This is a genomic window from Nostoc sp. JL23, from assembly GCF_017115065.1.
Lineage (GTDB): Bacteria > Cyanobacteriota > Cyanobacteriia > Cyanobacteriales > Nostocaceae > Nostoc > Nostoc punctiforme_A.
Window position 1 is genome coordinate 89,491 of the sequence record NZ_JABXKN010000145.1, and the last position, 23,994, is coordinate 113,484.

Here is a 23,994-nt window from a genome sequence, read left to right on the forward strand (position 1 = left end):
AGAGATTTAGAGAGAGGTTTTCCAGATACCGTGAAAAGTCAGGGAGACAAGGAGGAATTATTGAACAAGTCTCTCCCTTGTCTTTTCTCCATGCCCAATCCCCAATCCCCAATCTTAAAATATCTGCTCAAAAGCCTCAATCAAGTTGTTAACTTCCTCAAGGGTGTTGTAATGCACCATACTCACCCGGACTATTCCACCTTGGGATGCTAAACCAAGGTATTCAATGAGCCGTTTAGCATAAAAGTCCCCGTAGCGAATTCCTATATAATGTTGGTCAATTTTTGCTGGAATGGTTGAGCTATTAATTCCATCGACGACAAAAGATATAGTTGGTACACGGAATTGACGGTCAGCCTTTGCTTGACCAATCACTCGCACATTAGCCTTGCTGTTGAGGTAATTTAGGAGGCGATCGCTAATATGTTCTTCATGTATGCTAATTAAATCAAATGCTTGCACCATTTTATGTCTCAAATCAGGTGCAGTTTCATTTCCGTAGTGCAATTGTGCTAATTCACTTAAATAATCACATAAACCTAACATTCCATAACTTAATTCAAAATTGACATTCCCTAACTGAAATTTATAAGGTATGTCTGTCTGGTCAATAAAATAATGGTTAAGACCAGGCAATCTTAATAAATGTTCTTCTTTTCCATAAAGTAAGGCATGGTGAGGCCCATAGACTTTATAACAACTCAAAGTATAAAAATCAACATCTAAATCTTGGACATCAACTAATCTATGAGGTGCATAAGCTACACCATCTACACAAATCATAGCGTTGCGATCGTGTACAAATGCAGCAATTTCTTTGATCGGGTTGATGGTTCCCAGAACATTAGAAGCATGAGTCAAGGCTACCAGTTTTGTGCGCTGACTCATCAATAGTTCTAAATCTGCTAAATGAAGTTCTAAAGTATCTGGACGAACTTGCCACACTTTAACCTTCATTCCTTGTTTTTCAAGAGCTACCCAAGCACCAATATTGGCCTCATGGTCACAATTAGTAACAATAACCTCATCACCAGGTATAAAGGTTTGACCCAGAGACATTGAGAGAACTTTCAACATCATTGTAGTAGATGGGCCCATAACGACTTCTTTAGAAGAATTGGCATTAATGAAAGTAGCCATTCCCCTAGTTGCTAAAGCCAATCGTTCTCCAGCAAGTTGAGAAACCCCATAAGAAGCTCCCAACTGGACATCAGAACTTAGGAGAAATTCGCTAATTCTATCTACTACTTTTTTCAAGGTTTGTGACCCACCAGCATTATCAAAAAAAGTCCATTCACCAGCTAGAGCAGGAAAATATTGACGAACTTTATCAAGATTCAAGAGCATAGTATAAGTTTTATAGAGAATGTTCTTTACCCTAGCCTACCTTCTGACAAGTCGCCCAGAGAACATCTATATTCTCTTTTGATGTTTGCATCTGATTGTGACAGCCTTCTTGCTCTAGACATCTGGTGAAAAAGTATGTAGAAAGATGTAGCACTGCTATGTCTCTACAAGCGTTCTAGATCGTGCATATTATTTAATTTCTAAAGATGTCTTCTGCAATAACCTATCTAAAGAGGGTATACTTAAACCTATAAAGAATATTTTACTATTTGTAACTATAAAAGTTACACCCCTCCCCAAACCTCACTCCACTTGCTTTTATAGCAGGAACGCTAAGAGCGAACAAGTGAGTCGGGTCGATCAAGGTAGTGGCAACCCTTACAAAAGGGAAAGTGGTTGGGTATTTCTGTATCTCACGTTGGCGTAGCCTCTATCTTTGACAAGCTGTTCGTGTTCGTAGAGAAGTTGAAATATTCTGTATTTAACTTCCAGCAACTATTAATGTCTTGATTCTTCACAATTTTCGCCAATTTTATTTGATAACTTTAAGGGAGAGTCAAAGCAACTATTGTTTTGAGTCTTAATTCCTTGATTGAAAATAAAGGAACGACTTATGAATACTACGGTTAAATATGACATCAAGGTTATCCAGGAAGAAGCACTTCAACTTGTTAAAAAGAGACTTGTTAACCGTCAGCAGCCAATTTATACCCTCTGTAAATATATTCCTCATCGTGAATGGATTAATTTTGAACTTGAGCTAGAAAAAAACGAATTTCTACTCAGAGATAGAATTATCGATTTACTGAATCATGAATCTTGGGAAGATGATTGAGGCTGCATCCCAATAAAATCAAAATTACAAATCTATTTTTCAACATTAAAAACTCTCGAATTAATCGGGAGTTATAAACAAGAGATTATTAAAGTAAGCAATAAATCTTTATGCATGGCTGAGGTGCTTGAAAAGATAAGGGAACCATCGCTAGCGTAGCAATAATTCTCTGTTAAGCAAGTTACCACAATCAAAACAAGCTGTGTGAAGAAAAGTAAACAAGGCTCAAACTCTTTTTCTTCCTTCTTTATCCCAACAATAATTATTGACACCGAACTCCTTAAAAGCCAATACAGATCAGTTAAGAAAAATTGTAACTCTGCATGGGAATGGCTAATTATGGCTTGCTCCTCTAGTTGGACATAGCCTAACCTTAGAAGCAACCTCACCTCTTTGGCTGTGGGTTTGAGAAAGTTTTCTGTCTTCTTTTTGATCTGTCTCAGTTAATACCTGATCCTTGGGCTACAATCTCACATTTTTAGCAATTAATTACTGAAATAAAGAAAAATAATTATACTAAACGATTTCAGTAAATTGGATTAGGTAGATAACTCTTCTAACCCAATCCATTCGGTAATCGATTGCCATTGGCTTGCGTAGACAATAGTACTCCTACGTTTTTCTTGTTGAGGCTTTCTAGGTAGTTTACCCAGGACAACATCAGCGAATGAACTGGATTCATTCCAATTATAAATAGGCATTTCCTGCCAGCAGTGGCGACAAAACCAGTAAGTCTCTGCACCGCGTATATGTTCTAAAAGTAGGCTTGAGCAGCAAGGGCAGTAATTCATATTTTTCTCAAATCCTGTTCATAAAAGTGTTATTGCAAATTAGGGCAGCTACTTGAGAAGCCCGTAGATATTTAAAAGAAACTGTCTATATTTTGACTATAGTATTTAAATATGAGAAACTTGTGAAGATAGTTAAAATACTTAATTATTTAGCAAAACTTATACACATTTCTTAAGTAATGCTTTCCGGCTGATTTAGCCGTTTTTTCACAAAATCCTCAAATTATCTTCAGATAAATTTCAGGAAGATCACTATAATTGACAAATTAACCATAAGATTCAACGAGCAACTGCTTAAATTAGCTAGCTGAAATCATGTTATTAATCATTCTCTATGATCGATTAGCCCTGATAGTTTTTTAGTCGAAGCTATTGTCTTGATGAATCAGAAAATATTCAGCCAATTGAGATAGAGCAAGTCCGTAGCCAAAGTCAAAATAATTTAAAATTATGGGTTGAGGCACAATCGGCTCAAATGATGCAAGTTAATCAGGAACTTCAGCAAGCCCTCGAAGAACTCCAGGTTGTGAAAGAAAAACTGCACCAAGCTTACGAGGAGTTAGAGCAACGAGTGACAGAACGGACAGCAGAACTTGTGATGTCTAACGTCCTGTTGCAACAAGAAATTATTGAACGCCAAAGCGCAGAAACTGCATTACGGCAGAGCGAAAACCTCTATCGCCAACTCGTAGAGAGCCAAACTGACATAATTATCCGCATTGATTTGCAGGGGCAGATTACCTTTGCCAATGTGGCAGCTTGTCAAACCTTCGGCTGGAAACAAGATGAGTTTCGTGGTCAGTCATTTTTACAGTTTCTTCATCCAGATGACTTGCCTCAAGTGATGGAAAGTATCACAGCTTTAGGATCTTCATATTATACCTTGACTAGTTGTGAGCGATGTGCATTGACAGCCAACGGTCTTCGCTACTTTCAATGGAATGCGATCGCAATTCAGAATGACAAAGGAGAGGTTGTTGAAATACAACAGGTAGGCAGAGATATTACCGAACAGCAAGCCGCGCTACATGACCGCCAATTAGCTGAAGCAGCACTACGCCAAAGTGAGGAGAAATTTCGCACTTTTTCGGAAAATACCCACGCCACGATCTGGATTGGTAGCGCAGATTCATTCTACCCTTTGTACATTAGTCCTGCTTATGAGAAGATTTGGGGTCGATCTTCCCAAGGTTTATTTGAGCAACCAACATCTTGGGTAGACACAGTTCATCCAGACGATCGCGATCGCGCCACCCAATCAATCGAGCAACTGCTTAGTGGTAGTCAATCCATTTCAGCAGAATATCGGATTTTGCGACCTGATGGATCGATCCGCTGGATTTGGAATCGGGGTTTTGCTGTCTATGATGAGCAAGGAAAAGTTAGCTACTATGGTGGCATTGCCGAAGATATCACCGAGCGCAAGCTGGCTGAAGAATCGCTGCGAGAAAGTGAAGCGCGATTGAGTTTAGCTACCGAAGCTGTCCAAATAGGGATATGGGATCGCGACCTGATCGCCAATACTTGTGTTTGGTCTGCCAGTATGGGGCTACTTTATGGTCTGCCGAGCAATACCTTGTGTCCAACTGTTGAAGACTATTTCAATTTAATCCATCCAGCAGACCGCGAATCTGTAGCTGCGAGTATAGCTCGGATGATTGAGGAAGGAAAGGGATCTACAGAATATCGAATTGTCTGGCCCGACGGCAGCCTACACTGGTTAAACTGCAAAGGTCAAGTCTACTATAACGAAGTCGGTCAGCCGATTCGGATCATCGGTACAAATCGGGATATCACTGAGCGCAAGCTGGCGGAACAAAAAATCTCCGAACAAGCTGCTCTTCTTGATATCGCTACCGACGCCATATTAGTTCGAGATTTCCAGTCTCAAATCTTATTCTGGAATAAAGGTGCAGAGCGGATGTACGGTTGGCTTTCTACAGAGGTTATTGGCAAAGACCTTCACGAGATTTTATACCCAGATGGAACTCACCAGCAATTGAAAGAACCACTAAAAAGCGTAATTGAAAGTGGCTCGTGGCAAGGTGAGTTACATAAAGTTACAAAATCCGGTCAGAAGATTATTGTGGAAAGCCGTTGGACATTGATGCGCGATTCTGCAGGAGATCCCAAATCCATCCTGACAGTTGACACTGACATCACCCAAAAGAAACAACTCGAAGAGCAGTTTTTTCGCACCCAGCGATTGGAAAGCCTTGGTACCCTTGCAGGTGGTATTGCTCATGACTTGAACAATATATTGACACCAATTTTGGCAGCGGCTCAATTATTACAAGGAAAATGTTTCCAAGACGAGGAGCTTTCTAGGCAATTGCTGACACTGATAGAAAGCAACGCTAAACGCGGAGCAGCTTTAGTGAAGCAAGTCTTATCCTTTGCGCGAGGATATAAAGGAGAGCCGACAATTATCCAAGTCCAGTATCTGATTTCAGAAATTATCCAAATTGCTAAACAGACATTTCCCAAATCTATTGAATTTTCCACCGTTATTCCAGAAGGGATTTGGGCGATCGCTGGGGACACTACACAACTGCATCAAGTGTTAATGAATCTGTTAGTAAATGCCCGCGATGCTTTACCAGATGGTGGCAATATCAATATTTCTGTGGAAAATAAGTTTATTGATGAAGCTTATACCAGAATGAATCTTGATGCCAAGGTTGGGCATTATATTGTGATTACCGTTGCCGATAATGGAATTGGGATACCACCAGAAATATTAGATAGAATTTTTGAGCCATTTTTCACCACCAAAGAGGTCAACACAGGTACGGGGCTTGGACTTTCAACAGTGCTGGGCATTATGAGAAGCCATGATGGTTTTATTAAAGTGTCTAGCAATGTTGGTAGAGGCAGCAAATTTGACCTATTTTTACCAGCTGTGGAAGCAACCCCAGTATTCAAGATAGAAGACCTGGATGTGCTTCCAGGACAGGGAGAATTGATTTTAGTTGTAGATGATGAAGCCCAAATTCGGGAGATAGCCACAATCATCCTAGAAAATCATAACTATAAGATACTAACTGCCAGTAACGGCATTGAGGCGATCGCACTTTACGCCCAACACAAGCATCAAATAAATGCCGTATTGATGGATCTAATGATGCCAGAAATGGATGGCATCACTGCTATTCGCACCTTGCGAAAAATGAGCAATCAGCTGCAAATTATTGCCTGTAGCGGGCTGAACTCAATGGATGTGTTTACTCAAGCTGCTGATGTGAATGTGCAAGTAATTTTATCAAAACCCTATACGGCCAGAGAATTATTGAACACTTTACACCATCTATTTAGAGGGTAGTAAAGATAAAAGGAGCAGGGGAAAAGTTGCAGTAACTTTTCCCCTCTGCTTCTTCTGCCCAATGTCCAATCCCTCACAAGATCCTCAGATTGTTTTCCTAAGTTTAGAGTGTAGGCAAGTTTGCCAAAATAGGGTTAATGCGGCTGATGAATATTGTTAGGAAGATTAATGATGAGTTATCGATCGCTGGGCAAATTACACTAAATCAGCTGCAACAAATAGCTGATGAGGGTTATAAGTCTGTACTGAACCTACGTTTGGCTAACGAAACAGGCTTACTCGCTCATGAGCAGGAAAAGACTGAGCTTTTGGGATTGTATTATGTTAATCTCCAAACTCAAGCGGAAAATATTAATCATCAAGGTATGATCGAGATATATCAGCTCATCACTAAGCTACCCAAACCGACTCTGATACATTGCGATAATTCAATTCGTTCAGCTGCAATAGTATTTTTGTATATCGCCATCAAACAGGGTATAGGCTTTGAAAAAGCACTACAAAAAGTTATTAGTTTAGGCTTGATATAAGACTAGTACCGCAAGGCGGAATTAAAAATTAAAATAAATTAATTTTTAATTGTTAATTATGGGGTGATGCTCTACTAGCGATCGCTCCAATTTTGCTTTAGTACTTAATTGGGAATAGTGTTTTATACCTGATTGAGAAAGAAACTTGTTCAATAATTCTCCCTTGTCCGCCTTCCTTCAATCCCTCATCCCATAGATTTGAAGTTCTCACAGCCTTTCATCCCAGAGCTAGACGCGAATATTTTTATAGTCATTTATTATCGTTTGGGGAATATACCTCAACAAACCGAAGACTGGAAAGAAAAATGAGGTTGTTGCCTAGCTAAATTTCTGGAATTCGTCATCATGTATGAATTAGTTCAAGCTCTCTCCAACGGTGATGAAAAAACTGCTCTACATCAGTTGATTTATGCGTTGAGTGCTTCAGGTAAGCATTACTTTCTAAGAAATGAGATTTTGCAAGCTTTTGCCGATTACTGTCATCAATCCCAAAAGCCAGCCTATTTTTACTACTCTTCTTCTGTTGGCAAACTAATACAATACACCCACGAAATAATTCTCGAAGAGGAAAGTACGTGGTTCGTAATTCGACCGAAGATTGCCAATCAAGAAGTTTGGCAACTGACAGCCGATTTTAGCAGGTTCGAGCAGATGACGCCTCAAGCGCTGTTAGATGTGAGAGATCGTCTAGTCAACCGCTACCAACCCCATATCCTCGAAATCGACCTCCACCCCTTCTATGAGAGTTCTCCAAGAATCGACGACGCTAGAAATATTGGTCAAGGTTTAGCCTTCCTCAACCGTTATCTGTGCAGTCAATTGTTGACTAACCCCCAATATTGGGTAGAAATGTTATTTAAAGCATTACATGGGCTGCAATGCAACGGTATTCGCCTATTGTTGAGCGATCGCATTCCTTCTGGTATTCAGTTAGCCAAACAAATTAAGCTAGCGCTCAAATTGCTGAGTGAGCGATCGCCTGATGAACCTTATGAAAAATTTAACTTTGACCTCCAAGAACTCGGATTTGAGCCGGGTTGGGGTAACACTGCGGCGCGAGTCTCTGAAACTTTAGAACTTCTCGACCGACTCATTTACTCCCCAGAACCCGGCATCTTAGAAACATTTGTAGCTCGCGTCCCCGCTGTCTTTCGCGTCGTCCTTGTTTCAGTCCACGGCTGGGTGGGACAGGAGGATGTTTTGGGAAGAGATGAAACACTCGGTCAAGTTATCTACGTCCTCGAACAAGCTCGTAGCTTAGAAAACGAGCTGCGCGAACAAATCAAACTCGCTGGACTCGACCAGTTAGGTCTTAAACCCCATGTGATTATTCTGACCCGATTAATCCCTAACTGTGAAGGCACATTTTGTAACCTGCCCTTAGAAAAAGTCCAAGATACCGAAAATGCTTGGATATTGCGCGTTCCTTTTGGTGAATTCAATCCAGAAATTACCAATAATTGGATTTCTAAATTTGAGATTTGGCCTTATTTAGAACAGTTTGCTGTAGATGCAGAAAGAGAATTACTAGCTCATTTTAAAGACAAGCCTAATCTAGTTGTTGGCAATTACAGTGATGGTAATTTAGTAGCTTTTCTCTTATCTCGACGGATGAAAGTCACCCAGTGCAATATTGCCCATTCCCTGGAAAAACCTAAATATCTATTTAGCAATTTGTATTGGCAAGATTTAGAAGATAAATACCACTTCTCGGCACAATTCACCGCCGATTTGATTAGCATGAATGCAGCCGACTTCATTATTACATCGTCCTATCAAGAAATTGTTGGCACACCCGACACCATAGGTCAATACGAGTCGTACAAGTGGTTTACGATGCCGCAGTTATATCATGTTGTTGATGGGATTGATTTATTTAGTCCTAAATTCAACTTAGTACCACCGGGGGTAAATGAAAATATTTTCTTTCCCTATAGCCAAAAAGAAAAGCGAGATTCTAACCTTTGCACACAAGTTCACGACTTACTATTTAGCCGCGAAGACTCTCAAATAATTGGTCAGTTAGAGCGGCCTAATAAGCGAGCAATATTTGCTGTTGATACTGTCACATCAATCAATAATCTCACTGGTTTAGCTGAATGCTTTGGTAAAAGTCAGGCTTTGCAAGAGCATTGCAATCTGATTTTCTTAACTAGTAAACTTCGTCCAGATGAAGCTACAAACTCAGAAGAAGCAGAAGAAATCCAAAAACTTCACGACATTATCGATCAATATCATCTCTATGGCAAGATTCGCTGGGTAGGGATGCGTATCCCTAGTAGGGAACTCGGCGAAGCCTACCGAGTAGTTGCAGATTCTCAAGGAATTTATATTCATTTTGCCCACTTTGAATCCTTTGGACGGAGTATTTTGGAAGCCATGATTTCCGGCTTACCTACTTTCACTACCCAATTTGGCGGCTCTTTAGAAATTCTTGAGAACCAAGAAAATGAGTTTAATGTTAATCCTACAGACTTAGAAGGAACGACAACGAAAATTTTAGACTTTCTTGCAAAATGTGATGCTCGTGCTGAATACTGGCAAGAAGTTTCAGAATGGATGAGTCAGCGAATTCATCACAAATATAATTGGCATTTACATAGCAATCAATTACTACTGCTTGCTAAAATGTTTAGTTTTTGGAACTTTGTTGCTCCCGAAAATAACGAAGCTAGAGATCGCTACATGGAAACCTTATTTCATCTCATTTATAAACCCAGAGTCGAAAAGATTTTGGAAAAGCATAAGGGGGGATGAGGGAGTGGGGGAGCAGGGGAGCGGGGGAGCAGGGGAGTAGGGGAGCAGAGGAGCAAGGGAGAGTTAGAAATGGATTCATCCACCTCGGAACTGGATTCATCCACCTCGGAACTCCGTTAATCCACCTCAGAACTGGATTCATCCACCTCGGAACTGGATTCATCCACCCCGGAACTCCGTTCATCCACCTCGGAACTGGATTCATCCACCTCGGAACTCCGTTAATCCACCCCGGAACTCCGTTCATCCACCTCGGAACTGGATTCATCCACCCCGGAACTCCGTTCATCCACCCCGGAACTCCGTTCATCCACCTCGGAACTGGATTCATCCACCTCGGAACTCCGTTAATCCACCTCGGAACTCCGTTAATCCACCTCGGAACTGGATTCATCCACCTCAGAACTCCGTTCATCCACCTCGGAACTGGATTCATCCACCTCGGAACTCCGTTCATCTAGCTCAAAGACTCAACATCCCCACTCACAACTTATGCAAACAAAAGGTCGTTCTCGCCATTTTATTTACACAGACTGGATATTAATCGAAACCCAGTTTGACCCTGAGCAATTGCACTCCAAAGAAACCGTCTTTACGATCGGCAATGGATACCTGGGAACAAGAGGCAGTTTTGAGGAAGGTTATCCTCATGCATTGCCAGCTACTTTTATCCACGGTGTCTACGATGATGTGCCTGTAGTTTACACTGAACTGGTAAATTGCCCTGACTGGCTACCCTTGATAGTGATTGTAAACGGCGATCGCTTCCGTCTCGATCAAGGTGAGATATTGCGCTACGATCGCCAACTTGATTTAAGCCAAGGATTACTAATCCGAGCCGTGCGTTGGCGCTCTCCCAGTGGCGATACCATAGACATCAGCTTTGAACGCTTTGCTAGTCTTGCAGATCCGCATGTGTTGGCGTTACGCTGCCATCTAACCCCAGTAGATTTTGAGGGGTTAATCGAAATTCAAGCTAGTATCAATGGCTATCCAGAAAATCAGGGTTTAAATCACTGGGAAGGACTAGATCAGGGCAAAATCGACCAAGGAATTTGGTTACAACGCCGCACCCGCAGTTCCCGAATTGAACTCGGTATGGCAGCTAAGGTGACAATATTAGGCAGTGAAGCATCTTTGCAAGTCAGTACTGCACCTGGTTATCCAACTTTAAGCACGACCTTCTTGGCTAAAGTGCAACAGACCGTAACGGTGGATAAGATTGTGACAGTTTTTACCTCGCGGGAGATTGACACACCAGTAACAGCTGCTCAAGAAAAACTCGCGCACCTGCCCGATTACACAACATTACTAAAAGCCAATGAACAGGCATGGGATGAGGTTTGGCAGCAAAGTGACATCCTCATTGAAGGGGATAGCACAGCTACTTTTGCTGTTCGCTACAATCTGTTTCAACTGCTGATTGCTGCGCCACGGCATGATGACAAGGTGAGCATTCCTGCTAAAACCCTTTCTGGGTTTGGCTATCGCGGTCATATCTTTTGGGATACAGAAATTTTTATGCAGCCGTTGTTTCTGTTTACCCAACCAGCGATCGCCCGCAATTTACTCAGTTACCGTTGGCACACCTTACCAGGAGCTAGACGCAAGGCAGCCCATTACGGCTATCAAGGAGCAATGTTTGCCTGGGAAAGTGCTGTTACTGGAGATGAAGTGACACCACGTTGGGCTATCGGCAATGATTTTTATGGTGAAGACGTGCGGATTTGGTGCCGCGATCGCGAAATTCATATTAATGCAGATATCCCCTACGCAGTCTGGAACTACTGGCAAGCTACTGGTGATGATGACTGGATGCAAAAGTGTGGCGCAGAGATTATCTTAGATGCGGCAATATTTTGGGGTAGTCGAGTTGAATTCAATCCTGAGCGCGAACGGTATGAAATTCGGGGAGTAATCGGAGCAGATGAATACCATGAATTCGTCCACAACAACGCCTTTACAAACCGGATGGCGCAATGGCATCTAGAGAAAGCGATCGCAGTCTATGATTGGTTGGCTCACAAATTCCCCGAACAAACTACCGAACTAGAACAGAAACTAAAGCTTACCCCAGAGGAACGATTGCACTGGCAAGATATCATCGCTAAAATCTTGTTTCTCTACGATCCATCAACAGAACTAATCGAGCAGTTCGAGGGATTTTTCCAATCAGAAGATATCAATTTAGCAGATTATGAACCACGCGATCGCTCCATGCAAGCCATCTTAGGTGTCAATCAAATCAATAAATATCAAGTAATCAAGCAACCAGATATATTAATGCTCCTATATTTAATGCGGGAATCAGCAGATTTTCCCTATAACGAAAAAGCATTGCAGACAAACTGGGACTATTACGCACCCCGCACTGATATTACTTATGGTTCGTCCCTTGGCCCAGCAGTTCAGGCTATCTTAGCTTCCGACTTGGGCAAATCAACCGAAGCTTACCAACAATTTATGCGAGCCTTAATGGTTGATCTTGAAGATAACCGAGGAAACACCAACGATGGAATTCATGGTGCTAGTGCAGGTGGCATTTGGCAAGCTGTAATTTTTGGATTCGGTGGCATCCAGCTAACCGAAAATGGCCCCGTAGCCAATCCCCATCTTCCCCCTGGCTGGAAGCGCCTGAAATTTAAACTGCACTGGCGCGGGGAATGGCATGACTTCGATTTGCATGGGGAATTGGGGGCAGGGGAGCGGGGGAGCGGGGGAGAAGTTGCAGTAAGTTTTTCCCCTCCGCCTCTGCCTCTTGTTTCCCATGAACCCTCGCCCATGCCCAACATCCAAGGATTTATCTTTGATTTAGATGGTGTGCTAACAGATACAGCAGAACTCCATTATCTAGCTTGGAAAAAGCTAGCAGATGAAGAGGGTATACCGTTTAATCGGGAGGCTAACGAAGCGCTGCGGGGTGTATCTCGTCGTGCTTCCCTGATGCTGATTATTGCGGATAGACCGTATTCGGAAGCACAAATCGAGGAGATGATGGAGCGTAAAAATCGCTATTATGTGGAATTTATCCAAAATATGACACCCCAGGATTTATTGCCAGGTGCGATCGCCTTGTTGGATGAACTGCGGCAAGCTGGGATTAAGATCGGTATTGGTTCAGCGAGTAAAAATGCCCGCCCAGTGCTAGAGCGATTGGGCATTGCCGGCAAAGTAGATGCGATCGCAGACGGTTACAGTGTACAAGAACCCAAGCCAGCCCCCGACCTATTTCTGTACGCAGCCAAGCAGCTAGGAATCGAACCAGAGCAATCTATAGTTGTAGAAGATGCCGCAGCAGGTGTTGAAGCTGCTCTAGCTGCTGGTATGTGGGCATTAGGACTCGGCCCTGTTGAACGAGTTGGAGCCGCTCATATTGTTTTACCCAGCCTAGAAGGTATTACATGGGCAGACCTACGAGAGCAATTGAGTAACTATTTCCAGACAAAAACAGTGAACAAATGAGAACCGCTTGATTACTTACAGCAGATTTGAAGGAAGATAAAGTACATAACGATTCGTCTTAAAGCCAGTTAGAAAACGTGTTTTACTTCTGAATTCTGCTGTATTCAGTCCTAATCTCCCCAAAGAACTGAAACTACCTAAAACTACACTGAAATTACTGATAACTGCTAAACTCCAAAAGCTAAGATCGTCTAAATAGGGAATCTAAAATAAAACCCGACTTTAGCAATTAGGAGCAAGAGCGTGAATTTGGACGATTTAGCTTTGCAGATAGAGAATATGCGTAAGCGCGTCGCCCTCTTGCTACGCCAGAGTGAACAGCAAAAAGCACAGGCAGATATTGAACTCGTCACCGCAGTATTCAAAGAAGTTTACCTAACTTTGGAAGAACTCCTACTAGTGAATAAAGATTTAAAGCAACAGAATGAAGAATTATCCAATACTCAACAGGCCTTGTTAGCACAACGTCAACGCTACCAAGAACTATTTGAGGAAGTACCAGACGCTTATTTTGTGACTGATACAAAAGGGATAATTCAGGAAGCTAACTCAGCCGCCACCACTCTGCTTAACATTTCTAAAAGTTCATTGTTGGGCCACTCCATAGGGATTTTTATACTTGAGAAAGAAATAATTGCTTTTCATTTGAAACTAACTCATCTGCGCGATCGCGCCCAATTCCCAGACTGGAAAATGCAAGAGTGGGAAGTAAACCTGCGACCACGTGACAAAACATCTACTATGGCTGCGGTTAAGGTGGTTGCTATCCGTAATCAATATAGTGAGTTAGTTGGTCTGCGCTGGCTATTGCGGGATATTAGCGAAAGCAAGCGAACCCAAGCCAAGCTAGAATGGGCAGAAGAGGCGATGCGACAAGCGCTTGCCAAAGAAAGGGAATTTAGCGAACTTAAATCCCGCTTGCTCACCATCACTTCCCATGAGTTTCGCACCCCTTTGGCTACCATCCACTCTTCTGCGGAACTACTAGAACATTATCGCCACCTCTGGAGCCAAGAGCGACAAGAAACGCACTTGCGTCGTATTCAAACATCAGTTATGCATATAACCCAGTTGTTGAATGATGTCTTAGTGGTGAGTCAGGATGAAACAGGCAAGTTAGAGTTTAATCCAACACCTATAAATTTGGTGGAATTTTGCTGCGATTTATTAGAAGAATTACAACAGAGCGATCGCTCACAACATGCGATCGTTTTTAGCAGTGAGTGCCAATCTACAAGAGCTAATTTAGACGCCAAACTACTACGGCAAATCTTGAGTAATTTATTCTCGAATTGTCTAAAATATTCTCCCATTGGTAGTACAGTTAGGTTTTCTCTAACCACTAGCAACGAGCAAGCTATATTTCAGACTCAAGACTCTGGTATTGGCATTCCCCCTTCTGACATTGAACACATCTTTGAACCCTTCCATCGCGCTAGTAATACAGCCAATATTCCAGGAATGGGATTGGGGATGTCCATCGTCAAGCAGGCTGTAGATTTACATGGCGGCGAGATTACAGTCGAAAGTGCGATCGGTGCGGGAACTACCTTTACAGTCATTCTCCCATTTTCAATAAATTTCCATGTATAGCTAATCAATCACTTTTATTTATTGGATTTAAAAAAAAAAGTAATTGCTTGTATGCTAGAAGGTCTTTAAAGTAGAGTAAGCCGGTCAACAATAGGTTGATTGTAAAGTTTTTCTTCGCAGTAGCTTAGGGAAACAAACTCAAAAACTTTGTATCTTTAAATATGAGCTTAAAATATTACGCCTGTGGTAATCTCTAACAAATCAGAATACGCACTTCTAGCCCTGTTAGAGTTGGCAACCTGCTACCCTAACGGTGAAGCCCTACAAATTCGAGAGATAGCGGCATTGCAAGACATCCCGAACCGCTATTTAGAACAACTCCTAGCAACATTAAGACGTGGAGGTTTAATTAAGAGTATACGCGGAGCCAAAGGTGGCTATGTTCTGGCACGAGATCCCGGAAAGATTACAGTTTTGGATGCTTTTAGCTGCATGGAAGGGTCAGATATTGTTGTCTCTCCCTGTGAGCCGACTCCCAACACGGTAGAAGGTGAGCTAATTCAGGAAGTTTGGCAAGAAGCACGTCAGGCTGCTAACTCCGTTTTGGAAAAATATACCCTCCAAGACCTTTGTGAACGAAGATCGATCCGAGAACAGAAGGAACTAATGTATTACATTTAGGAAGGATGACCAAATAATTACTAATTCGTAATTCGTAATTAAAAAGGGTACGTGAAAGTAATAACGAGCAACCTGTGACGCTGTTATATGCCTGAAGTCAATTTTCAACAGCCTATAAATAGTGCCGCTACTCTCGTGGAGAGTTATGCAGCAGGAAAACGGAACTTTAGTAAAGCAGAACTGGGTAATGCCGATTTGCAAGGCATTAACTTGAAAGGATCTGACCTGAGTTATGCAGACTTGAGTGAAGCTAACCTGAGTAGCGCTAATTTGAGGGGGACTGATTTGAGCTTTGCCGATCTGGGTCAAGCTAATCTGAAGGATGCCGATCTTAGGGGAGCATTGTTGATGTCAGCAAATCTCCGCCAAGCCGCTCTCAAAGGAGCAAACTTCGAAAAAGCAGACTACGATCGCAACACCCATTTACCTCAAGATTTCGACCCAGTGAAAGCGGGTATGCAGATTAAATTTGAAGATTGATTAATTTAAGTTAAACATGGTACTTGCCTCAAGATAGAAGATATTTCTCTCAAAAGAGTTGTATTTTGGTAAAAAAGCCTATCTATGAGGTTGACAATGGAGGCGAAAAGTGAAACCCTCAACCGACGCGCACCACTAATTACTGCTGGAATTTTTCTTGGTGTGGGTCTTGGAGGGTTTATTGATGGAATTTTACTGCATCAAATCCTCCAGTGGCATCACATGCTCAGTAACATTAGACCTCTGACAAACAGGGCGAATATAGATTTGAACATGGTATGGGATGGGTTCTTTCATACCTTAAATTGGGTATTCACCGTGGCAGGACTTGTGTTACTATGGCGTGCTGGAAGACGTGATGATGTTCCTTGGTCATCACAAACCTTTATCGGATCGATACTGATTGGGACTGGGTTGTTCGACTTGGTTGAAGGTTTAATTGACCACCAAATTCTCGGTGTCCATCATGTGAAATCAGGTCCAAATGAGTTAGCTTGGGACTTAGGATTTCTTGCGTTAGGTGCGCTACTTGTCGCCATCGGCTGGCTAATGATAAAAAAAGAGTCAACAGTCATTAGTCATTAGTAATTGGGCATGGGGCATGGGGCATTGGGTATGGAGAAGAGACAAGGTAGACAAGGAAGAGACTTGTTCAATAATTCTCCCCCTGCCCCCCTGCTCCCCTGCCCCCTGCTCCTCTACCACCCCACTCTCCACTCTCCTCTATGACAGATACTTTTGAAAAAACTAGCTGGAGTTGGCATTTATCTCAATTCCAACAACAAGCGGGTGAATGGTGGGAATACCAGTTTTACCGCTTTGAACAAGCTCTACCAGAATTGCCTACTGGATGGTCAATTAGCCCAAGGCTTAGTGAATTGCTGAAATTCCTGTTTTGGCTGGTATTGGGATTATTTATAGCCTGGGTGGGTTGGCGATTATGGCGAGAATTCAGTCCTTATGTTTATTCTTGGCTAAATAGAAGTGGCAATATCACTGATTTTCGCGTCAAAAATCGCTCTAATGATTCATCTATTGCTCTTTTGTTGGAGCGATCGCAAGAATTCTACCGTCAAGGTAACTACCGTGAAGCTTGCCGTTGTGTTTATTTAGCGATGTTACAGCAGTTGCATCAAAAAGCGATCGCACCCCACAAACTTAGCCGTACCGATGGAGAATATCTGCAATTGCTGCGATCGTCTGTGACTCCCGTACAGCCTTACGAAACTTTAATTACCACTCACGAACAATTATGTTTCGGGAATGCTGAGATTTTGCCAGACAATTATGAACAGTGTCGGCAAGCTTATCGGGAAATCTCCCCGGAATGAAAAAGGATAGCACATCTGTGCTACCCTAATTTATTTTCCAGATTGCCTACTTTGTGGCAGTTGCGTAGGCGCTCTGCGTCTTTTCGTTAGACATCACTTTTTCCAAAGTTTCCAAGGCAGTATTTACTTCTGCTTCTGTGACAATTAGCGGTGGCACAAATCGAACTACTTTTGGCCCGGCGGGTACGAGTAATAGACCCTCTTTGATAGCAGCATTGACGACATCGGCTGCGGTTAGTTGGATATCGGCTCGCAACTCTAAACCGTTGATTAAACCCCAACCCCGAACTTCGCCAATGTGCTGAGGATATTTTGCTGCGATCGCTTTTAATCCAGATCGCAACTGTTCACCCCTGTCTTGCACATTCTGCAAAATATTTTCTCGTTCCAATGTCTGGCAAACACTGAGTGCTACGCCACACACAAAAGGATTACCACCAAAGGTGCTAGCGTGTTCTCCTGGTTGAAAAACGTCGCAGAATTTCTTGCTCATCATTGCACCAATGGGGATACCGCCACCTAAGCCTTTGGCACTGGTGAAAATATCCGGTTCAACGCCGAGATGTTCATAAGCCCATAATTTGCCACTGCGTCCCATACCAACTTGCACTTCATCAAAAATCAATAAAATGCCAGTTTCATCGCAAATCTGCCGGAGCTTTTTGAAATAGGCAACATCTCCTGGACGCACACCGCCTTCTCCTTGCAATGGCTCAATCAGAATTGCCGCTACCCGGTAATCGCCTTCATCCAACTCGCTAATCGCCACTTCCACAGCGTTAATATCGTTGTAATTTACGTAGTGGAACCCAGGAACCAAGGGATCAAAATACTTTTGATACTTCGGTTGTGCGGTAGCGGTAATGGTCGCCAAAGTCCGTCCGTGGAAACTGGCATTGGCGGTTAAAATAATTGGTTTGTCAATTTCTAATACTGTGTGGGCATATTTCCGCGCCAGTTTAATTGCGGCTTCGTTAGCTTCCGCTCCAGAGTTGCAGAAAAATACGCGATCGGCACAGGAATGATCGACAAGCCATTTTGCCAATTCACCTTGCTCAGGAATGTAATACAAATTAGAGACATGGTGCAGCTTTTGGATTTGGCGTGTTACCGCTTCTACCATCGCTGGGTGGGCGTGTCCCAAAGTACAAGTAGCAATTCCCGCTACAAAATCCAGATATTCCCGCCCCTGCGTATCCCAAACCCGGCATCCAGCACCCCGTTCTAGGGCTAAGGGAAACCGGGCGTAGGTAGACATGACAGCTTCATTAAAGCTATCTGCATCAAAGGGACTAGATGCTGACCCTGAATCTGGGGGGATGGTGGCTTGGTCAACGAGAGTTTGTAGGCTCACTACCGCTCCTCCTGAAAGTTTTTCATTATATAGTTATTTACTAGTTTCCTAGAAATCCCTAAAAAATACTTTTTATTTAGCACAGATCGTACTTCTTCTTAGGCTAACGCTTATGTCACCTCAAACGCTTGGCAGTGGTGAAAAAAATTTTGTACTCAACGCTTGAGCAAGAGTATGAGCAACAGGCAATTTCCATAGACGCAGCCGTCCAAATCTTGGGTAGCGTGTAGGGGTTTTCTCACTGATGTCTAAGCCTGACTCGTCAAATACTAGCCTACAATTTTGATGGTACTAGGGCAAATGACGAAATTACCTTTGCTGTGTCTGGGAAAACTGTAACATTGTTCAACTTTGAGCTTTTTAAAATGCCGTTTAAATATTACCAGCATTAAAAATATGCTCTGCGGTTAAATTCAATTCTGGGAAAGTGGGTGAGATAATTTGATCGCTTCCACGAAACAGATAGAGTTGGTATTCGCCCTCAACTAGTGAATAAATCGATATTGTCGGTTGTTTGGGGTTGCCAATAAATCGCTTGCCTCCCAGTGCTGCGTAGTCTATAATCCAGTATTCCGGGATGCCGATTTCTTCATAACGACCCAATTTCGTGAAATAATCATCTCTCCAGTTTGTACTTACAACCTCAACTACCAAAGGGATTGACTCTGCTTGAGTAAGAGTAGATTCTTTTTTCCACAAAGGTTCATTTGCTAGATTGGGGCGGTTTAACAACAGCACATCTGGTAAATAAGCGGATTCACTTTCAGATGGTTTAACCAATGCTGTTTTGGGGCAGCCATAAGGTAGTTTTAGTCGGGTATATTCTAAAATAAATCTCTCGATTAAAAATAAAATAATCTCCTCATGATCGCCTGTAGGTGGTGGCATCTCGATTACTACTCCATCGTGTAATTCGTAGCGTTTATTTGAGTTGTCGGGGTATTTAGCGATAAATTCTTCAAATGTAACTAGTTTTCTTTGTAGGGCTTGAGTCATCGATTAATCCTCAATGCGAAACTTATGAGCTGAAAAGAAGAAACAATCTAAGTAGTCATGAGTTACTTAAATAACTTGTAAGTAAATAAGTATGAATAATTAAAGGTTTGTAGTAAGCGGCTTCAGCCCTTGCTAAGAGACAATTTAATTAATTTTACATGGCGTAACTTAGTTTGATTTATTCTTGCCCACTTACTTAGATTAAATATACTAAAAAGGACGAATATTAAAAAGTTACTAGAAAACTAGAAATATTGGGTTAAAAGTACTATTTTTACGTCATTCTCAACACTTGAGCAAAAATATCAACGTATCCAAAAGGAGTTAATGGCTGGGGCGATCGCTCTCGGCGGTGTTTTCCTAATTGGCACTTCGTGGTACGCACTAGTTGAGGGCTGGGCGTGGGAAGATGCAGCTTACATGACAGTCATCACTTTAGCAACTGTGGGATATGGAGAGACGCACCCACTAGGTAGCCGAGGAAGATTATTTACCATTGCCCTGATTTTGTTGGGTGTAGTTAACATCGGTTACATTGTCAATAGATTTACCGAAGCGATCATTCAAGGCTACTTTCAAGAAGGAATTCGGCTACAGCAACAGAGGCGGTTAATGGAATCCCTAACAGAACACTACATCATTTGTGGATTTAGCCGGACTGGTCGTCAAATTGCCAAGGAATTTCAGGCAGAAGACGCACCTTTTGTGGTGATTGATTCGGAGATGGAATCAGTACAAAGGGCGCAGACTGAAGGTTATACAGCATACCAGGGTGACGCTACATTAGATGACACACTTTTGAAAGTTGGTATTGAACGGGCGGTTTGTATCGTTGCAGCCCTTCCTTCTGATGCTGAAAACTTATACATCGTATTGTCGGCTAAAACACTGAATTCGGGAATTCGGGTGATTGCACGGGCAAGTACAGAAGAAGCTTTGCAGAAGTTACGACGCGGTGGCGCAGATGAAGTGATATCCCCCTATATTACTGGTGGAAAGCGGATGGCTGCTGCGGCACTTAGACCCCAGGTGTTGGACTTTGTAGATGGGATTTTGACAGGTGCAGACCGCCAGTTGTATATGGAAGAATTTTTACTCGACCCGGCTTTCTGTCCTTTTGTGGGTCAAAGTTTGCAAAAGGCGAGATTGCGATCGCAGTCTGGAGCATTGGTTCTTGCAATTCGCCGCGTTGATGGGACTTTAATCGGTGGCCCCACTGGCGATACAATTTTAATGCCGGGAGATCGGCTAATTGGTATGGGTACAGCAGAGCAGTTGCGTAGCCTGAATCAAATTCTCGGCCCAATGAATTCCAAGAAACTGCGACGACCGAAAAATACTTGATTATATTTTCTTTAATTACTATTTTATACTAGTTGACTATAGTTTTATAAGTATAACTGCGTAAGAAAATTTAGACTTTCCCAAATCGCCGCTCCCGTTGCTGGTAGGCACACAAGGCACGATGAAATTCGGCGCGGTCAAAATCGGGCCAGAGAGCATCGGTAATATAAATTTCTCCATAAGCCATTTGCCAGAGAAGAAAATTTGAAAGGCGCATTTCTCCACTGGTGCGAATTAATAAATCTGGGTCAGTAATTCCGGCTGTGTACAAGTGGCTCTCAAAGACCTGTTCATTAATTTCATCGGGTTGTAGCAGCCCTTGCTGAACTTGTTTGGCGATCGCCTGACAAGCTTGTAAAATTTCTTGCCGTCCGCCATAATTAGTTGCTACCGAAAACCGGATACCACGATTATTCTTAGTTGCTTCCATTGAACGAGAAATTTCTTGTTGGAGCGATCGCGGCAGGTCTTGCAAATTCCCTACAAACTTAATTTGAACATTCTCTTCGACCATTTCCCGCAGTTCTTGGCGCAAAACTCTTTGAAACAGAGTCATCAAAAAATCTACTTCTTCCTGCGGTCTTTTCCAGTTCTCCGTTGAAAAAGCATAAGCTGTCAACGCCTGAATTCCCCAATCCTGACAACAACGAAGTAAATCCTTAAGAGCATCTACTCCTCGTTTATGACCCATAATTCGGGGTAGACCCTGACGTTTAGCCCATCGACCATTACCATCCATAATTACCGCAACGTGCTGCGGCAATAATTCTCGTTTTAAATCGGTAGGTAAATCTTGCAGTTTAGTTTGTTGTGCTGTCATTTTTTATCTCGAGAAGCGGTCGATGGTAATCTGAGTAAACGTGAAACCAGTGCTAGTGTCTTCCCACCTATCCGACGAACAAAACTCAACAGACCAGGAGCAACAGCTTCCCTATCCACGGTTGGAGACAAAAGAGCTTCTAATGACTCTTTCAGTTTCCTAATCGTCAGCGGTCTATTTAGGGTTCCCCGTTCCGCTAAGGAAATAGAACCTGTTTCTTCAGAGACAACGACACAAATGCAATTTTCGACCCGCTCAGTAATTCCCATTGCTGCTCGGTGGCGTGTTCCCAGCTGGCGTGAGGCTGTGCGTCCCGAAAGTGGTAAAATTATACCTGATGACACGATCCGTGAGCCACGAATCAATGTCGCTCCATCGTGTAACAAAGTTTTCGGCTGAAAAATTGTTTGGATCAGTTCTTTAGAAACTTCCGCATTTAGCTTTACTCCTGGCACAGAAAAATCTCGCTCATCAATTGGCCCCGTGGTTTCCACAATTAGTAAAGCTCCAATGCGGTTTTTTGACAATTCTTTAACAGCCTCAACAATTTCATCAATTACACTATCAGATTTGGGGATTGCCAGACGGTCGGGTTGAAACATCTGGCGGAATTCGCCACGCCCCAATTGCTCCAAAAACCGCCGAAACTCTAACTGTAGAGCAACTGCCATCGCCACAGCACAGCCAATCACCAACTTTTCTAGTACAAAACTTAGCAGAGGTAGTCCGAATCTGCCACTTAGTGCTGAGGCTAGCATTAAGATAATGAATCCCCGCACCATCCATAGTGTCCGGCGCTCACTAATAATAACTAGTATCATGTACGTCAGCGCCAGCACTAACACAATATCCAGAGTCCCAAGTAGCAAGGACTGTGACCACCCCAGGTTTGTCAGCCATTGCTTCCACCAATCTCTCATGACATCTGGATTAAACTTTTGCCTCTAATTTACAGTTGGTCATTAGTCATTAGTCATTTGCAAATGACTAATGACTAATGACTAATGACTATTTCTTTAATCTTTCTGGTAGGCGATCTTGTCGAATTAAATCTTCATAAGTTTCACGTTGCAAAATTAAATTTGCTTCGCCATTCGCCACTACGACTGCTGCCGGTCGGGGCAAGCGGTTGTAGTTAGATGCCATACTGTAATTGTACGCACCAGTTCCCATAACTACGAGAATATCCCCTGGTTCAGTCTTTGGGAGTAGAGCATTTTTAATCAAAATATCTCCTGATTCACAATGTTTACCAGCAATTGTGACTGTTTGGCTTAGGGGAGAAGACATTTTATTGGCAATGACTGCCCGATAAACTGATTGGTAAGTAATCGGGCGGGGATTGTCAGACATTCCGCCATCAATTGCTACGTAGGTACGAATTTCTGGGATGACTTTGGATGAACCAATAGTATAGGCAGTAACGCAAGCTGTAGCAATTAGCGATCGCCCTGGTTCACTCAGTAATTTCGGCAAAGGCAGATTTTCGGCTGCACAAGCTGCTTGAATTACTTCACAAATCGCCTTCACCCACTCTTCAATACTAGGGGGATCGTCTGATTCTATGTACTTAATCCCTAAACCGCCACCAACATTTAACTCTGTAATATTTAAACCATACTTCCCGGCATCCCGCAGCCACTGCACCATAACAGCCGCCAAATCTTGATGCGGTTGGCGCTCAAAAATTTGGGAACCAATATGAGCGTGTACTCCTACGCAATTCAGGGCAGATTGTTGACTGACAAAGGCAAAAACTTCATCTAAATCGTTGGGATCAAAGCCAAATTTGCTATCTAAGTGTCCCGTGCGAATATATTCGTGCGTATGACACTCGATACCGGGAGTAAGCCGTAACATGATGCGGATTGATTGACCAGGTTGGGCAATTTCCACAAGGGTATGCAACTCATACCAGTTATCCGCCACAACGGTAACACCAGACTCGATCGCTAAAATTAATTCTTCACGAGATTTATTATTTCCGTGAAGGTAAATTTTATCGTGACTAACACCCGCTTGCAAGGCGGTGTAAAGTTCGCCGCCAGAAACGACATCGATTCCTAAACCTTCAGAGGCGGCGATCGCACAAACTGCTAAACAATTCCAAGCTTTTGAGGCGTACAATACTTGAGATTCACCCTTATAGTATTGCTTGAAAGCATCTCGGTATTGCTGACAAGCCGAACGCAGGGTTTCTTCATCTAAAATATATAAAGGTGAACCAAACTGCTCAACTAGGGTTGTGACATCACACCCACCAATTTCCAAGAGGTCATGATGATGAACTCTGGCAGTCAAGGGTAAAAGTTCTTGATTAGGCGATGGATTTGCCTTGGTGTCGTGCCTTTGAGGTAAATATTGACTTCCAGAATGTTGAACCCCAGTGGGGTGAGTCGATACCATAACTA

The 23,994-nt window shown here is 42.7% G+C and carries 19 protein-coding genes; 12 read left to right on the top strand and 7 right to left on the bottom strand.

Going from position 1 to position 23,994, the window contains the following annotated elements; translation table 11 throughout:
- Positions 1-114: 114 nt before the first annotated feature.
- Positions 115-1,347: a cysteine desulfurase-like protein gene (locus HWQ42_RS31685; RefSeq protein WP_292819103.1), complete on the bottom strand. Its 1,233-nt coding sequence runs from the start codon at positions 1,345-1,347 to the stop codon at positions 115-117.
- A 613-nt stretch (positions 1,348-1,960) separates the two neighbouring features.
- Here HWQ42_RS31685 and HWQ42_RS31690 point away from each other — a divergent pair.
- A complete protein-coding gene (locus tag HWQ42_RS31690; protein WP_292740488.1) occupies positions 1,961-2,182 on the top strand; it encodes a DUF4327 family protein in 222 nt (73 codons plus the stop codon).
- A 539-nt stretch (positions 2,183-2,721) separates the two neighbouring features.
- On the opposite strand, the gene HWQ42_RS31695 is transcribed toward HWQ42_RS31690, so the two are convergent.
- Positions 2,722-2,973 (bottom strand): hypothetical protein, encoded by a 252-nt coding sequence (locus HWQ42_RS31695; protein ID WP_292819106.1) that lies wholly within the window; start codon positions 2,971-2,973, stop codon positions 2,722-2,724.
- A gap of 475 nt (positions 2,974-3,448) precedes the next feature.
- Between HWQ42_RS31695 and HWQ42_RS31700 the strand changes: the two genes are divergently transcribed.
- The 10 genes from HWQ42_RS31700 (at position 3,449) to HWQ42_RS31745 (ending at position 17,069) form a co-directional block, all read left to right on the top strand.
- Entirely contained in the window at positions 3,449-6,295 is a 2,847-nt protein-coding gene (locus HWQ42_RS31700; RefSeq protein WP_292819109.1) for a PAS domain S-box protein, read from the top strand.
- A 146-nt stretch (positions 6,296-6,441) separates the two neighbouring features.
- Entirely contained in the window at positions 6,442-6,825 is a 384-nt protein-coding gene (locus HWQ42_RS31705; RefSeq protein ID WP_292819112.1) for a sulfur transferase domain-containing protein, read from the top strand.
- 345 nt (positions 6,826-7,170) lie between these two features.
- On the top strand, positions 7,171-9,582 hold the full coding sequence (locus HWQ42_RS31710; RefSeq protein ID WP_292819115.1) for a sucrose synthase: 2,412 nt from the start codon (positions 7,171-7,173) through the stop codon (positions 9,580-9,582).
- The gene (locus tag HWQ42_RS31715) at positions 9,579-10,043 is read left to right on the top strand and encodes a hypothetical protein (RefSeq protein WP_292819118.1); all 465 of its coding nucleotides are present in this window, start codon (positions 9,579-9,581) and stop codon (positions 10,041-10,043) included. The genes HWQ42_RS31710 and HWQ42_RS31715 overlap by 4 nt, the downstream gene beginning before the upstream one ends.
- Before the next feature lie 31 nt (positions 10,044-10,074).
- The gene (gene pgmB / locus HWQ42_RS31720) at positions 10,075-13,044 is read left to right on the top strand and encodes a beta-phosphoglucomutase (RefSeq protein ID WP_292819121.1); all 2,970 of its coding nucleotides are present in this window, start codon (positions 10,075-10,077) and stop codon (positions 13,042-13,044) included.
- A 243-nt stretch (positions 13,045-13,287) separates the two neighbouring features.
- Entirely contained in the window at positions 13,288-14,637 is a 1,350-nt protein-coding gene (locus HWQ42_RS31725; protein ID WP_292819124.1) for an ATP-binding protein, read from the top strand.
- A gap of 183 nt (positions 14,638-14,820) precedes the next feature.
- Complete coding sequence (locus HWQ42_RS31730; protein WP_292819127.1) at positions 14,821-15,258, top strand: Rrf2 family transcriptional regulator; 438 nt, start codon at positions 14,821-14,823, stop codon at positions 15,256-15,258.
- A gap of 87 nt (positions 15,259-15,345) precedes the next feature.
- Positions 15,346-15,738 carry a pentapeptide repeat-containing protein gene (locus HWQ42_RS31735; RefSeq protein WP_292819130.1) on the top strand — a complete coding sequence of 131 codons (393 nt, stop codon included), beginning with the start codon at positions 15,346-15,348 and terminating at the stop codon, positions 15,736-15,738.
- A 96-nt stretch (positions 15,739-15,834) separates the two neighbouring features.
- Complete coding sequence (locus HWQ42_RS31740) at positions 15,835-16,323, top strand: DUF2243 domain-containing protein (protein WP_292740474.1); 489 nt, start codon at positions 15,835-15,837, stop codon at positions 16,321-16,323.
- 140 nt (positions 16,324-16,463) lie between these two features.
- Positions 16,464-17,069: a DUF4129 domain-containing protein gene (locus HWQ42_RS31745; RefSeq protein WP_292819133.1), complete on the top strand. Its 606-nt coding sequence runs from the start codon at positions 16,464-16,466 to the stop codon at positions 17,067-17,069.
- A gap of 46 nt (positions 17,070-17,115) precedes the next feature.
- On the opposite strand, the gene HWQ42_RS31750 is transcribed toward HWQ42_RS31745, so the two are convergent.
- A complete protein-coding gene (locus tag HWQ42_RS31750; protein WP_292819136.1) occupies positions 17,116-18,423 on the bottom strand; it encodes an aspartate aminotransferase family protein in 1,308 nt (435 codons plus the stop codon).
- Positions 18,424-18,795: 372 nt separating this feature from the next.
- Positions 18,796-19,419 carry a Uma2 family endonuclease gene (locus HWQ42_RS31755; protein ID WP_292740468.1) on the bottom strand — a complete coding sequence of 208 codons (624 nt, stop codon included), beginning with the start codon at positions 19,417-19,419 and terminating at the stop codon, positions 18,796-18,798.
- 327 nt (positions 19,420-19,746) lie between these two features.
- Here HWQ42_RS31755 and HWQ42_RS31760 point away from each other — a divergent pair, with 327 nt between their 5' ends.
- The gene (locus HWQ42_RS31760; RefSeq protein ID WP_292819139.1) at positions 19,747-20,763 is read left to right on the top strand and encodes a TrkA family potassium uptake protein; all 1,017 of its coding nucleotides are present in this window, start codon (positions 19,747-19,749) and stop codon (positions 20,761-20,763) included.
- Positions 20,764-20,833: 70 nt separating this feature from the next.
- Here HWQ42_RS31760 and HWQ42_RS31765 read toward each other — a convergent pair whose 3' ends face one another.
- From HWQ42_RS31765 to lysA, 3 genes are all read right to left on the bottom strand, one after another.
- Complete coding sequence (locus HWQ42_RS31765; RefSeq protein WP_292740464.1) at positions 20,834-21,583, bottom strand: isoprenyl transferase; 750 nt, start codon at positions 21,581-21,583, stop codon at positions 20,834-20,836.
- The gene (cdaA, locus tag HWQ42_RS31770) at positions 21,580-22,503 is read right to left on the bottom strand and encodes a diadenylate cyclase CdaA (protein WP_292740462.1); all 924 of its coding nucleotides are present in this window, start codon (positions 22,501-22,503) and stop codon (positions 21,580-21,582) included. Before cdaA ends, HWQ42_RS31765 begins: the two co-directional genes overlap by 4 nt.
- Positions 22,504-22,591: 88 nt before the next feature.
- Positions 22,592-23,989 carry a diaminopimelate decarboxylase gene (gene lysA / locus HWQ42_RS31775; RefSeq protein WP_292740460.1) on the bottom strand — a complete coding sequence of 466 codons (1,398 nt, stop codon included), beginning with the start codon at positions 23,987-23,989 and terminating at the stop codon, positions 22,592-22,594.
- Positions 23,990-23,994 lie beyond the last annotated feature (5 nt).

Excerpts from the sequence above, each read along its gene's own strand:
- HWQ42_RS31705 (WP_292819112.1), top strand. The coding sequence starts at position 6,442 with ATGAATATTGTTAGGAAGATTAATGATGAGTTATCGATCGCTGGGCAA.
- HWQ42_RS31760 (WP_292819139.1), top strand. The coding sequence starts at position 19,747 with ATGGCTGGGGCGATCGCTCTCGGCGGTGTTTTCCTAATTGGCACTTCG.
- lysA (WP_292740460.1), bottom strand. The coding sequence starts at position 23,989 with ATGGTATCGACTCACCCCACTGGGGTTCAACATTCTGGAAGTCAATAT.
- HWQ42_RS31690 (WP_292740488.1), top strand. The coding sequence starts at position 1,961 with ATGAATACTACGGTTAAATATGACATCAAGGTTATCCAGGAAGAAGCA.
- pgmB (WP_292819121.1), top strand. The coding sequence starts at position 10,075 with ATGCAAACAAAAGGTCGTTCTCGCCATTTTATTTACACAGACTGGATA.
- HWQ42_RS31695 (WP_292819106.1), bottom strand. The coding sequence starts at position 2,973 with ATGAATTACTGCCCTTGCTGCTCAAGCCTACTTTTAGAACATATACGC.
- HWQ42_RS31740 (WP_292740474.1), top strand. The coding sequence starts at position 15,835 with ATGGAGGCGAAAAGTGAAACCCTCAACCGACGCGCACCACTAATTACT.
- HWQ42_RS31765 (WP_292740464.1), bottom strand. The coding sequence starts at position 21,583 with ATGACAGCACAACAAACTAAACTGCAAGATTTACCTACCGATTTAAAA.
- HWQ42_RS31745 (WP_292819133.1), top strand. The coding sequence starts at position 16,464 with ATGACAGATACTTTTGAAAAAACTAGCTGGAGTTGGCATTTATCTCAA.
- HWQ42_RS31735 (WP_292819130.1), top strand. The coding sequence starts at position 15,346 with ATGCCTGAAGTCAATTTTCAACAGCCTATAAATAGTGCCGCTACTCTC.
- HWQ42_RS31715 (WP_292819118.1), top strand. The coding sequence starts at position 9,579 with ATGAGGGAGTGGGGGAGCAGGGGAGCGGGGGAGCAGGGGAGTAGGGGA.
- HWQ42_RS31710 (WP_292819115.1), top strand. The coding sequence starts at position 7,171 with ATGTATGAATTAGTTCAAGCTCTCTCCAACGGTGATGAAAAAACTGCT.
- cdaA (WP_292740462.1), bottom strand. The coding sequence starts at position 22,503 with ATGAGAGATTGGTGGAAGCAATGGCTGACAAACCTGGGGTGGTCACAG.
- HWQ42_RS31700 (WP_292819109.1), top strand. The coding sequence starts at position 3,449 with ATGATGCAAGTTAATCAGGAACTTCAGCAAGCCCTCGAAGAACTCCAG.
- HWQ42_RS31755 (WP_292740468.1), bottom strand. The coding sequence starts at position 19,419 with ATGACTCAAGCCCTACAAAGAAAACTAGTTACATTTGAAGAATTTATC.
- HWQ42_RS31685 (WP_292819103.1), bottom strand. The coding sequence starts at position 1,347 with ATGCTCTTGAATCTTGATAAAGTTCGTCAATATTTTCCTGCTCTAGCT.